This is a genomic window from Allobosea sp. TND4EK4 (assembly GCF_900156025.1).
Lineage (GTDB): Bacteria > Pseudomonadota > Alphaproteobacteria > Rhizobiales > Beijerinckiaceae > Allobosea.
Genome location: NZ_FTMO01000001.1, coordinates 929,888 through 942,049, shown reverse-complemented (window position 1 = coordinate 942,049; position 12,162 = coordinate 929,888). Strand labels below are relative to the sequence as shown.

At 64.4% G+C, this 12,162-nt stretch carries 13 protein-coding genes and 1 tRNA gene; 10 read left to right on the top strand and 4 right to left on the bottom strand.

The genetic code is table 11. The annotated features are described in order from the left end of the window. Positions 1-60 precede the first annotated feature (60 nt). Entirely contained in the window at positions 61-681 is a 621-nt protein-coding gene (gene metW / locus BW981_RS04520) for a methionine biosynthesis protein MetW (RefSeq protein WP_076436514.1), read from the bottom strand. 163 nt (positions 682-844) lie between these two features. Then, complete coding sequence (locus tag BW981_RS04515; protein ID WP_076436861.1) at positions 845-2,014, bottom strand: homoserine O-acetyltransferase MetX; 1,170 nt, start codon at positions 2,012-2,014, stop codon at positions 845-847. A gap of 171 nt (positions 2,015-2,185) precedes the next feature. On the opposite strand from BW981_RS04515, the gene BW981_RS04510 reads away from it, so the two are divergent. The 9 genes from BW981_RS04510 to BW981_RS04475 all read left to right on the top strand — a co-directional run bounded on the left by BW981_RS04510 (position 2,186) and on the right by BW981_RS04475 (position 9,513). Then, positions 2,186-3,043, top strand: coding sequence for a chorismate mutase (locus BW981_RS04510; protein WP_076436513.1), 858 nt, complete (start codon positions 2,186-2,188; stop codon positions 3,041-3,043). A 137-nt stretch (positions 3,044-3,180) separates the two neighbouring features. Next, positions 3,181-4,287, top strand: a complete 1,107-nt coding sequence (gene hisC, locus BW981_RS04505) for a histidinol-phosphate transaminase (RefSeq protein WP_076436859.1) — start codon at positions 3,181-3,183, stop codon at positions 4,285-4,287. A 10-nt stretch (positions 4,288-4,297) separates the two neighbouring features. Further along, positions 4,298-5,242: a prephenate/arogenate dehydrogenase family protein gene (locus tag BW981_RS04500; RefSeq protein WP_076436511.1), complete on the top strand. Its 945-nt coding sequence runs from the start codon at positions 4,298-4,300 to the stop codon at positions 5,240-5,242. 88 nt (positions 5,243-5,330) lie between these two features. Beyond that, positions 5,331-5,406 (top strand) — tRNA-Thr (locus BW981_RS04495). A 173-nt stretch (positions 5,407-5,579) separates the two neighbouring features. Further along, positions 5,580-6,818 carry a tyrosine-type recombinase/integrase gene (locus BW981_RS04490; protein ID WP_076436509.1) on the top strand — a complete coding sequence of 413 codons (1,239 nt, stop codon included), beginning with the start codon at positions 5,580-5,582 and terminating at the stop codon, positions 6,816-6,818. 411 nt (positions 6,819-7,229) lie between these two features. Continuing rightward, a complete protein-coding gene (locus BW981_RS04485) occupies positions 7,230-7,430 on the top strand; it encodes a hypothetical protein (RefSeq protein WP_076436507.1) in 201 nt (66 codons plus the stop codon). 20 nt (positions 7,431-7,450) lie between these two features. Further along, positions 7,451-7,930, top strand: a complete 480-nt coding sequence (locus BW981_RS22450) for a hypothetical protein (protein WP_139333605.1) — start codon at positions 7,451-7,453, stop codon at positions 7,928-7,930. Positions 7,931-8,118: 188 nt separating this feature from the next. After that, positions 8,119-8,655, top strand: a complete 537-nt coding sequence (locus tag BW981_RS04480; RefSeq protein WP_139333604.1) for a hypothetical protein — start codon at positions 8,119-8,121, stop codon at positions 8,653-8,655. Between the two features lie 207 nt (positions 8,656-8,862). Further along, positions 8,863-9,513 carry an MT-A70 family methyltransferase gene (locus tag BW981_RS04475; protein WP_244560208.1) on the top strand — a complete coding sequence of 217 codons (651 nt, stop codon included), beginning with the start codon at positions 8,863-8,865 and terminating at the stop codon, positions 9,511-9,513. On the opposite strand, the gene BW981_RS04470 is transcribed toward BW981_RS04475, so the two are convergent. Beyond that, a complete protein-coding gene (locus BW981_RS04470; RefSeq protein ID WP_076436502.1) occupies positions 9,510-10,226 on the bottom strand; it encodes a BglII/BstYI family type II restriction endonuclease in 717 nt (238 codons plus the stop codon). The genes BW981_RS04475 and BW981_RS04470 overlap by 4 nt on opposite strands. Before the next feature lie 521 nt (positions 10,227-10,747). Here BW981_RS04470 and BW981_RS04465 point away from each other — a divergent pair. Continuing rightward, positions 10,748-11,275, top strand: a complete 528-nt coding sequence (locus BW981_RS04465; RefSeq protein WP_076436500.1) for a cupin domain-containing protein — start codon at positions 10,748-10,750, stop codon at positions 11,273-11,275. Positions 11,276-11,287: 12 nt separating this feature from the next. Here BW981_RS04465 and BW981_RS04460 read toward each other — a convergent pair whose 3' ends face one another. Further along, complete coding sequence (locus BW981_RS04460) at positions 11,288-12,148, bottom strand: DMT family transporter (RefSeq protein ID WP_076436499.1); 861 nt, start codon at positions 12,146-12,148, stop codon at positions 11,288-11,290. Positions 12,149-12,162 lie beyond the last annotated feature (14 nt).

The window sequence follows — 12,162 nt, the reverse complement described above, 5'->3', positions numbered from 1 at the left end:
AGGGCTCTCCCTCATCCGTCACGGGCTCGCCGTGCCACCTTCACTCCCGAGGGAGAAGGATCACCCCCGCTTCAGCAGGAACACCGCCTGCGCGCCGAACAGGTTCCAGAACCACCAGGGCGCCTTGACCCCGACGCGTCCGCCGGCGGCATCGAGCGCGACGGCGCGCTCCTTCTGCGCACCCACGATCTCGCACAGCGTCACGAAATCGCGGATCGTGCAGAAATGGATGTTGGGCGTGTCCCACCAGGCATAGGGCAGGGCGTCCGTCACCGGCATGTGCCCGCGGAAGAATATCTGCGAGCGCATCCGCCAATGCCCGAAATTCGGGAAGGAGACGATGGCGCGCCGGCCGATCCGCAGCATCTGCTCCAGCACGAACCGCGGATTGCGCGTCGCCTGGATGGTCTGGGACAGGATGACGTAGTCGAAGCTGTCGTCCGGATAGTCGACCAGATCGGTATCGGCGTCGCCCTGGATCACCGAGAGTCCCCGCGCCACGCAATCGGCCACGCCCTCGCGCGACAGCTCGATGCCGCGCGCATCGACGCCGCGGGTCTCGGACAGCAGTGCCAGCAGGGCCCCGTCGCCGCAGCCGACATCGAGCACCCGCGTGCCGGGCTGCACCATCTCGGCGACGAGCCTGAGGTCGATGCGGTTGGTATGGTCGGGGAGGGTCATGATGCACAAACCTTGTCATTCCGGGGCTTCGCGCAGCGAAGAACCCGAAACCCACGACTGGGCTTCGCACTGACAAACACCTGCACAACAGGGGGCGCCCGGTCGTGGGTTCCGGGTTCGGCCCTGCGGGCCGCCCCGGAATGACTGGGGCAAGTGCTCATCCTCAAATCCCCCGTGCCCGCGCCGCCGCGCCGATGAAGCCGCGCGTCGTGGCAAACAGGTTCGGCTCTTCCAGCAGGAAGGCGTCGTGGCCCTTGTCGCTTTCCAGTTCTACGAAGGAGACCGACCCGCCGGCGGCGTTCAGCGCGTGCACGATCGCCCGCGAGTCGGCGGTGGGGAACAGCCAGTCCGAGGTGAAGGAGGCGACGCAGAAGCGCGTCTTCGTCCCGGCGAAGGCCTTCGCGAGCACGCCATCATGGTCGGCCGCGAGGTCGAAATAATCCATAGCGCGCGTGACGTAGAGATAGGAATTGGCGTCGAAGCGCTCGACGAAGGAGAGCCCCTGATGCCGCAGATAGCTCTCGACCTGGAAGTCCGCATCGAAGGAGAAGGTCGGTGCCTCCCTGTCCTGCAGCTTGCGGCCGAACTTCCGGTGCAGCGCCTGCTCCGAGAGATAGGTGATATGCGCCCCCATCCGCGCCACCGAAAGCCCCTTGGACGGCCGCGTGCCCTCTTCGAGGTAGCGCCCGCCGCGCCATTCCGGATCGGCCATCACGGCTTGACGCCCGACCTCGTGGAAGGCGATGTTCTGCGCCGAATGCTTGGCGCCGGTCGCCAGCGGCAGCGCCGAGAAGACGCGGCCCGGATAGCTTGCCGCCCATTGCAGCACCTGCATCCCGCCCATCGAGCCGCCGGCGACGCAGAACAGCGTCTCGATGCCGAGATGATCGATGAGGGCTCCCTGCGCCCGCACCATGTCCCGGATCGTCACGACCGGAAAGGAGAGGCCCCAGGGCTTGCCGGTCTCGGGGTTGGTCGAGGCCGGGCCGGTGGTGCCGGTGCAGCCGCCGATGACATTGGCGCAGATGACGAAGTAGCGGTCGGTGTCGATCGGCTTGCCCGGCCCGATCATCGCCGTCCACCAGCCGCCCTTGCCGGTGATCGGGTTGCGGCTGGCGACATACTGGTCCCCGGTCAGGGCGTGGCAGACCAGGATTGCATTGGACCTGGCCGCATTCAGCTCGCCATAGGTCTGGTAGGCGATCTGCCAGCGGTCGAGCACGGCGCCGCAATCCATCAGCAGCGGCGCCTCCGGCCCGAAGCGGGCGACGAGGCTCGACGGTTCGTTGGCCTCTTTCAGCGGGTCGGCCAGGCTGGGAGAAAGATCGCTCATCTCGTCCGTCTCGGCGGGGTGGTATTTGTCTTGCCGGTCCAAGCGTTCGGAAAATCGAACTAGCGATGCCGCGCCGGCGCGCCGCTGTCAACGCGGCACTGCGTGAGCCGGCTTTGCCAAGGCGCGGCCGGGGCGCTAAGGAGCGTGGCCCCTCCGGAACGCGCGCCTGCCATGACCGAAGCCGCCCCAACGACCCTTGCCGATCTGCGCGCCGACATCGACCGCATCGACAGCGAGATGCATGCGCTGCTGATGGAGCGCTCGCAGATCATCGAGACGCTGATCTCCGTGAAGAAGACGCAGGCGTCGGGCTCCGCCTTCCGTCCCGGCCGTGAGGCCGACATGATGAAGCGGCTGGCGCTGCGCCATAAGGGCCTGCTGCCGCTCGATACGGTCGAGGGCATCTGGCGCATCATCATCGCCACCTTCACCTATGTGCAGGCGCATTATTCGGTTCATGCCGATGTCTCCGGCGGCGATCCTGCGATGCGCGATTCCGCCCGGTTCCATTTCGGCTTCACCGTGCCCTTCGTGCCGCATGAGGATGCGCGCGCCGTTATCCGCGCCGTCGCGGAATCGGCCGGCGATCTCGGCATCTTCCGCATGGACCAGGGTGCCAGCGCCGGCATCTGGTGGCGCGACCTGATCGGCCCGGACGCGCCCAAGATCATCGCGCGCCTGCCCTTCATCGAGCGGCCGGACCATCCGGCCGGCACGCCGGTCTATTGCGTCGCCAAGCCGCTTGCCGACGCGGCGGTGCGCGAGATCGTGCTTTATGCGGCCCGTGTCGAGCGCTGGTCGGATGCGCTGAGGCACGGGCTCGCCGAGCATCTCGCCGAGGTCTCGGCCTCCGCGGCGGACGGGTCCCATCTTTCGCTGCTGGTGGCCGCGTCCGGCGAGGTCGATCAAGCCGTCATCCGGTCCGCTCTCGCCCCTGCCGGCCTCAGCGATTTTGCCGAGGTCGGCAGCCATGCCGCCCGCTTCGCCGTCAAATCCGTCCGTTCGTCAGTCCTCATGCCCTTGCTCTGAATCACCTCGACGCCGCCATCCCGGGCGACCGAAGGGAGACCCGGGATCCATGCCTGACCGTTCCGGCATGGATCCCGGATCTCCGCTTCGCTCCGTCCGGGATGACGGCGCGGGGATGGAACCCGAAAGCCAAGACGATGTCCGCAGCCTCCCGCCCCACCCCCCGTCCCGGTGTCCTCGAGATTCAGGCCTATGTTCCCGGCAAGTCGAATGCGCCGGCCGGGGTGAAGCTGCACAAGCTCTCCTCCAACGAGACCCCGCTTGGCCCCAGCCCGAAGGCGGTCGAGGCCTTCGCTGGCCTGGCAGGCAAGCTCGAGTTCTATCCCGACGGCTCCTCGACCAAGCTGAAGCAGGCGATCGCAGGCCGCTACGGCCTCGATCCGGCCCGCATCATCTGCGGCAACGGCTCGGATGAATTGCTGGAGCTGGTCACCAAGGCCTATCTCGGCGAGGGCGACGAGGGCGTCTACAGCCAGTACGGCTTCCTGGTCTACCGCATCGCGATCCTGGCGGCCGGCGGCAAGCCGGTCGTGGTGCCGGAGAAGGACTACACTGCCGATGTCGACGGCATCCTCGCGGCGGTGACGCCGAAGACGAAGATCGTCTTCCTGGCCAATCCCAACAACCCGACCGGGACCTACCTGCCCTTCGACGAGGTCAAGCGCCTGCAGGCCGGCCTCCCGCCGCACGTGCTGCTCGTGCTCGATGCCGCCTATGCCGAGTACGTCCGTCGCAACGACTACGCGTCGGGCCTCGAACTCGTCGCCGAGAGCGAGAACGTCGTGATGACGCGCACCTTCTCGAAGATCTATGGCCTCGCCAATCTCCGGATCGGCTGGCTCTGCGGCCCCGCCCATGTCGTCGACGCGCTGGAGCGCATCCGCGGCCCCTTCAACGTCAACGGCGCGGCGATCGAGGCCGGTGCGGCCGCCATCGCCGACGAGGCGCATGTCGCGGCCGCGATCGAGCACAACGACGCATGGCTGGCCTGGACCACGGCCGAGATCGAGAAGCTCGGCCTCGAGGTCACGCCCTCGGTCGGCAACTTCATCCTGATCCACTTCCCGCACGATCCGGGCCGGACGGCCAAGGAGGCCGATGCCTTTCTGACCCAGCGCGGGCTGATCCTGCGCGCCGTCGGCGGCTATGGCCTGCCGGACGCACTGCGGATGACCATCGGCTCGGAGGAGGCGAACCGGCTGGTCGTCGCCGCGCTCTCGGATTTCATGGCTGGAACCAGGTGAGCAGGCGCTGATGTCCGCTCCGGAGAGTTTCGCGCCGCGTCGGGCCGAGCCCGTCTTCGCCCGCCTCGCCATCATCGGGGTTGGTTTGATCGGCTCCTCGATCGCGCGCGCCGCGAAGGAGCTGAACCTCGCCGGCGCCATCGTGCTGGCCGATCGGGACGAGGCCGCGCGGCAGCGCGCCCGCGAGCTCGGCCTTGGCCATATCGTCGCCGAGACGGCCGCCGAGGCGGCACGCGACGCCGACCACGTCATCCTCTGCGTGCCGGTCGGCGCCTGCGGCGAGGTCGCGGCCGAGATCGCGGCCGATCTGAAGCCCGGCGCCATCCTCTCGGATGTCGGCTCCGTCAAGGCGTCGGTCGTCGATGCCGTGACGCCGCATCTGCCCGAAGGCGTCTTCTTCGTGCCGGCTCATCCGGTGGCCGGCACCGAGAATTCGGGGCCGGATGCCGGCTTCCCCAGCCTCTTTCTCAACCGCTGGTGCATCCTGACCCCGCCGGACGGCACCGACCCGGCGGCCGTCGCGAAGACGCGCCAGCTCTGGGAGGGCATGGGCGCCATCGTCGAGGTGATGGGCGCCCAGCATCATGACCTCGTGCTCGCGGTGACCAGCCACCTGCCGCATCTCATCGCCTACAATATCGTCGGCACGGCCGAGGATCTCGAGGCGGTGACGCAGTCCGAGGTGATCAAGTTCTCCGCCGGCGGCTTCCGCGACTTCACCCGCATCGCCGCATCCGATCCGACGATGTGGCGCGACGTCTTCCTCCACAACAAGGAGGCGGTGCTGGAGATGCTCGGGCGCTTCAACGAGGATCTCGCCATCCTCACCCGCGCCATCCGCTATGGCGACGGCGAGACGCTGCACAAGCACTTCACCCGCACGCGGGCTATCCGCCGCGGCATCGTCGCCCTCGGCCAGGAGAAGCCCGAGACGGAGAAGCTGCGCAAACCCTGACGGGCAGCCGGCGAAAGCGCGACATCGCCTCGCCGGGAATTGTTCGCCTTGCCAAGAATCGGCAGTGCTGGTAGAGGCTGCCGGCGTCGCCGCTTTAGCTCAGCTGGTAGAGCACCTCATTCGTAATGAGGGGGTCGGGGGTTCGAATCCCTCAAGCGGCACCATTCCTCTTTTCGTAGACGTTCGCAGCCGCTCGGAAACGGGCGGTTTTTTATTGCTTTTTGGGTGTTTTCGGCGAGAATCCTTTCGTTGGCGTCCGGCCGCGTTCGCCAACAACCAGCGAGTGCGTTGGTATCAATGTTGGTATGCATCGCGGCCTTGGAAGCGGGATACCAACATGCCCCTGACCAACGCGACGATCATGAACGCGAAGCCGGGCGCTGGAATCGTCAAACGTTCGGACGGCGAAGGGCTTCAGCTCTGGATCATGCCGACTGGTTCCAAGCTGTGGCGCTTCGCCTATCGCTTTGGTGGCAAGCAGAAGCTCATGGCGCTGGGCTCTTATCCAGAATTGAGCCTCGCTGACGCTCGCGACCGCCGGAAGGCCGCTCGCGCCTTGCTCGCGGCCGATCGTGATCCATCTGAACAGAAGCGCTTGGACAAGCGGGCGGCGACAACAAGCAGCGCGACAACCTTCGCCCTGGTCGCCAACGAAGTGCTGGAGAAAAAGCGGCGCGAGCAAAAAGCCGTCAACACTCTCGCCAAGCTCGAATGGCTGCATGGCCTCGCCAACGAGAGCATTGGCCATCGACCGATCACCGAAATCAGCGCGCCGGAGATTCTCGACGTTTTGAAGAAGGTCGAGCGCAAGGGCAGGCTGGAAACCGCCAAACGCCTGCGCGCTGTTATCGGCGAAGTGTTTCGCTATGGCGTCGCCACCGCGCGTGCCAGTGGCGATCCAACTTCCGCGTTGCGAGGCGCCATATCTGCCCCGGTGGTGAAGCATCGCGCCGCAATCACCGATCCGGTTCAGCTTGGTGGCTTGATGCGAGCCATTGCCAGCTTTCAGGGGCAACCTTCAACCGTCGCCGCTCTGAAATTGATGGCCTATCTGTTCCCGCGCCCTGGCGAACTTCGATTTGCCGAATGGCGGGAAATCGATCTGGAGAATGCCCTTTGGACGATCCCTTCCGCGCGAATGAAAATGCGGAAAGAGCATCGCGTGCCATTGCCACCGCAGGCGTTGGCGATCCTGTCCGAATTGCGAGAGATCACCGGAGGCGGCAAGCTGGTGTTTCCGGGATATGGCACCAGCGGTGGTGAAGGACGAACGGTGGAGCAACGTCCAATATCGGAAAACACCCTGAATGGTGCGCTGCGCCGCATGGGTTACGGGCAGGATGATATGTCTTCGCACGGCTTCCGCGCTGCTGCCTCGACGTTGCTGAACGAAAGCGGCCGTTTCAGCTCGGACGCGATAGAGCGGGCGCTGGCGCACCAAGACCCCGATGCGGTTCGTCGGGCGTATGCGCGCGGCGAGCATTGGCGAGAGCGCGTGACTATGGCCGCTTGGTGGGCGGATCAATTGGACGCCTGGCGGGATGGAGCCAAAATCGTCGCCATGAAAGCCAGCTAGAAAGATGAAGCAGCGGAGGGTCTTTCGGGACCAAGGCTGGCTGAGAGACAATATCAAAAAAAACATGGCCGACGTTGAGCTTATAAAGTCTCAATTTGAATACGGAAACCGCTGGGTAAAGCCGGGTCGGGCCACGAAAGACTTGGAAGAAGCGTATACAGCACTGAGCTGCGATCCCAGTTTCCTTTTGAGCGACAGAAGGGCCGCGATCTATCATATGTCGGTGTGGCTGAGGGAGAATCGCAGGCTGGTTCCTTCGCCGACAAGTTTTAGGCGGTTTCTGTCAACAAAAACAAACATTTGAGGCACCAGTTGCGGACAAGTCGGTGGCGGCGGTTACGCGCCGCCCTATGAGATGCGAGATTCCGGTCGCTGACGAAATCAGGCGAATTCATAAGGGTCCGAAATCTCATGAACACCATTGACCGCCTCTATCCCATTCGTGACGCATTCACGCTCGCCGGCTTACGGTTGACGCGCGGCTATCAGGAAGTCTCCGCAGGCCGCTTGGCGATTGTCCGCAATGGCCGGCGCAGTTTTGTCCGCGCAAGTGAAATCCAGCGCTATATCGATGCGCTTTCGCAGACCGCCGATGACAAGCGGGCGGCGTGACGTGAGCGCGCGGCAGTATCATGCCCCGGCCGACGGACAGACCGCATGCGCGCATCTATTTCGCCTGGATGAGCATTCCCGCCTGGACGACGCTGACGCCCGTGGCGCAGGCACTGCTGGTCAACTTATTGACGCGGTATCGACCGTTGGAGCCGAACGCTTTCGAGATCAGCGACCGCTCGGCAACGATGCTGGTGGCCTGCGCCCGGAACACCGCGAGCAAGGCGCTAGCCGACTTAGTCGATCGCGGATGGCTGCGCGTCGTCCGGGTCGGGCGCATCCGAGGCCCAAAAGCGAGGCGGGCTTCGGTCTATGCGCTGACGGCATTTCCAGAGGAACCGGGCATGCCAGCAGGAAAGGACTTTCTGCGTTGGCAGCCGCATCCGATCCAAGGGCTGAAGTCGAAGCCGTCAACGGCTCAATTCAGAGCCGTCAACGGCTCGCTTCAACCGCCGCAGCACGATACGCCGCGTTACGCCGTGAAGCCGGCAAGCCACTGACGACACGTGAAATTGTCGGCCGCGCCGCCCGGCAGCTCGGCAAGCTCGACACACCTATAGCTACGTCCTGCCTAAGGAAGCCCGCGAACCTGCGCGTGACGGTCGATTGATTGAAATGTGGGTTAGCCAAGAAATTTCGGTAAGCTGAGATGGCATGGCCAGTTGTCGACGATGGACTGAGACTGGACGTGCATCGCGTTGTGCTCGCGGGGAAGGGCTATCGCGGCCCCTTCCGCTGGAGCTGGAGCCGCGATGGCGAGCCCGTGGGATGGATTCGCGCCACCGTCACACTGGAAGGAGAGTCATCTGGGAGTCTCGCACTTACATATCGATGCAACGGCGTGCCCTTCGATCAGAGCTTCCGGCTGGAGGCCGAACCCTGCCGCTTCGGCGGCGAGCGCTGGTTTGCAATCTGCCCTGCAACCGGCTCGCGCGCGGCAAAGCTCTATTCCCTTGGCGGCGCAGGATTTCATGCTCGCGACCGTTATCGCCGTGTGGCCTATCGCTCGCAGCGCGCTTCCAGCGCAATGAATCGCACTTTGGATCGCCGAAACCGCATCCTGTTCAAGAAGCTGAAAGGCGACGATCCATGTTGGGTTCCGAAGCCGAAATGGATGCGCTGGAAGACCTACGATCATTGGAAAGCCCAATTGAACCAAGCCGAGGACCGGATGAACGCGCATCTTGCGGTGCTGATCGGCCGGCTTGGAAGGCTGTCCCGATGATGGCACACCACTTGATGGCAGGGGTACCGGGGAACGGATTTCTTAACAACGTCGCTGCCTAAAGCTTGCGAACGAAGGCCATTACGGGGCCCTGACTTTCGCCCGCTTCAGCCGGTCGCAGCGGAATGTTTTTTGTTGTGATGGGAAAGCCAGGGACAGCCCCCACCTCCGATGCTAGACACGAATCACTTGATGTGGAGCGGAATTGTGCTGGACAAAATTCACCAGAGCGACCCATCGGCGGACCTTCTCGCAATGACAAACGGCGAGTTTTTCAGCACGATCATGGCAGACCCGCCATGGCGGTTCCAGAATTCCACCGGCAAGGTCGCCCCCGAGCATAAGCGTCTCAACCGCTACGGGACGATGACGCTCGACGACATCAAGAAGCTCCCTGTCGCCGACGTCGCCGAGGTCACGGCCCATCTCTATCTTTGGGTTCCAAACGCGCTTCTCCCCGACGGTCTTGACGTCATGAAGGCGTGGGGATTCCAATACAAAGCGAACGTCGTCTGGCACAAGATCCGTAAGGATGGCGGTTCCGATGGCCGCGGCGTCGGCTTCTATTTCCGCAACGTGACCGAGCTTCTGCTGTTCGGGGTGAGGGGAAAAAACGCCCGTACGCTCCGGCCTGGCCGCACGCAGGTCAATATGATTCAGACTATGAAGCGGGAGCACTCACGCAAGCCCGACGAGCAATACAAGCTCATTGAGTCATGCTCGCCCGGTCCCTACCTTGAGATGTTCGGCCGCGGCGTCCGCAAGGGCTGGACGGTCTGGGGCAATCAGGCCGACGAGACCTATGAGCCGACGTGGAAGACGTACGCCAACCACTCTCAGGTTCGCGTCGCCGATTAGGCTTCTTCGTCCTCGTCATCTTCTTCGACAGGCAGGCCTGCCTTTTTACGGGCTTTCTCCGAAGCGGCCTTTGCTGCCTTGGCATCATCCTGCTGCTTCTTGAGATCGAGGTATGCCTGTTCGCCGTCATCGACGAACAGCGATGGTTTGATGGCAAACGTCAGCACCGGACAACCGCCACCGCCACCGCCCTCTACCTTCGGCCAAAGTTTGCCATGGTGTGTTGTGGGCTTTCCATAGGAGGAGCCCTTTCCAATCCTTTTGAAGACAGCCTGCAGGTCCCAGGAACGCGTTATCAGGATGCCGACCTGGATCGCTCTGAGATCGAACAGAAGGCGGAAATTGTTGAGGTCCCTATCGAAGAATGGGTCCTTATTGTTCCACTCCATCTCGACAGCCACTCCGCCTTTGAAGCAGTCGACCGCGTGCGTCGGGCTTTCGATCCTCGCCTTGTCCACCTCGATCGCGGTCTCGAATTTCTTCTCGACCCAGCCCTTGGCATACAGAGGTTTGTCGATGCGCTGACTGATCAGGGAGCGGTTGCCACCGCCGACCCGGATCTCCGACGCGAGGAGCTTGAAGCCTCGCAACACGTCAACAACATCCTCCCATTCCCTGGGGCAAGCGGTCGTCAGGACGCCGGTCGCATTCCGCCATTCCTTGATTTCGTACTTGTCCCAGAGGTCGGCGGGGATCAGGTGCTCGGTGGCCATCGCGTCGCGGTCCTTGAACTAGTGCCGAGGCATCAAACCGGACAACTAGTGAAGCCTCGTTTAAGGTCGGGGAACCGGCTCCAAGCCAGCGGCAGAGCTGACGGAGTTGAAAGGCATAGGCCCGAGCGCATCGTCATTCGGCTCGTTCACGGCAGAGCAACTGCTCCAACGCTGGGAAGGGCCGCTTCGACCGCCGATATGCGCATATTACCCGGAGCAGTCATCGGTTTTGTTGGTAGTATCGTTGGTGCCGGGCCGATGAATGAACAATGAAAGCATTTACAAGCATACAGTTATGAAGAAATCGGGGCTCCCTCAAGCGCACCATTTTCTCTGCGCCAGGGTTCAACGCCGCTCCGATTGGGGCGGCTTTTTCGTTGGCCCGCCGCTGCTCCCGCCTGCCGCGGTGCTGCACGGCGAGCGAACGTCTTCGGGGCCGACAGGCTTGGCTGCCGGCCTTCGCCGAGGGTTGCCAACCGCGCCGATCGGACGAGAATGTCGGCCGAACCGGGAGACGACCGATGTGTGGCGGCAATGACGGGCACTCGCATGATGGCGAAGGCCATCTCCATCACCATCACGATGGCGAGCCGCGCTGGAAACATGACGGCGTGCGCGTCATCAAGGGCGACCAGCTCGACCCCAATACGGCGCAGACGCCGGGCATGTTCCGGCAGGCGGCGATCAATCATGCCCGCGTCGGCGCGCAGAAGATCTGGGCCGGCACGGTCTCGATCGAGCCGGACGCCAAGACCGGCGTGCACCATCACGGCGCGCTGGAGAGCGTGATCTATGTCGTGCGCGGCCGGGCGCGGCTGCGCTGGGGCGAGCGGCTCGAATTCGTCGCCGAGGCCGGGCCGGGCGACTTCATCTATGTCCCGCCCTATGTCCCGCATCAGGAGATCAACGCCAAGCCCGACGAGGTGCTGGAATGCGTCCTCGTGCGCTCGGACAACGAGGCGGTGGTGGTCAACATCACCGATGTCGATCCGGTCGAGAAACCGGAATCGGTTTATTGGGTCGATCCGATCCACAAGCATCCGGGCTGAGGACGGGCAGGCTCAGGCGAAGCGCTTCGCCCCGGCCACGCTCAGCACCACGACGCCGGTCGCCGCGATCATCGTCCAGGCAACCGGCTCGTGCAGGATGAGCGCGGCAAGCAGCAGCCCGAGGAAGGGCTGCAGCAACTGGAGCTGCCCGACTCCGGCGATGCCGCCGAGCGCGAGGCCCCGATACCAGAACACGAAGCCGACCAGCATGCTGAACACCGAGACATAGGCGAGCCCGAGCCAGGCCGGCGTGCCGACCCCGCTCCACGAGTTCGGCCATTGCAGCAGGGCCAGCGCCGCCATCGCCGGCAGCGACAGCAGCAGGGCCCATGAGATCACCTGCCAGCCGCCCAGCCGCCGGGAGAGTGCCGCCCCCTCCGCATAGCCCAGCCCGCAGAGCAGGACCGCGCCGATCATCAGCAGGTCGCCGCCGAGCGAGCCCGCCTCGCTATGGGCGAGCGCGAAGCCGGCCACCGTGGCGCTGCCCAGGACCGAGAACAGCCAGAAGGCGGGCTTGGGCCGCTCGCCGCCGCGCAGCACGCCGAACAGGGCAGTCGAGAGCGGCAGCAGGCCGATGAAGACGATCGAGCGCGCCGCCGTGATGTGCTGCAGCGCCAGCGCGGTCAGCAGCGGGAAGCCGATCACGACACCCAGCGAGACGATCGCAAGCGGGATCAGGTCGGTGCGCCTCGGCATCGTCTGGCGCAGCAGAAGAAGGCAGGCGCCGCCCAGGAGCGCCGCGATCACGGCCCGCGCCGAGGTCAGGAACAGGGGCGAGAATCCGGCGACCGCCAGCCGCGTGGCCGGCAGCGACCCGCTGAAGATGACGACGCCGAGGAGCCCGCTGCCCCATCCCTTGCCCGACCAAGCCATTTTGCCTCGCTTCC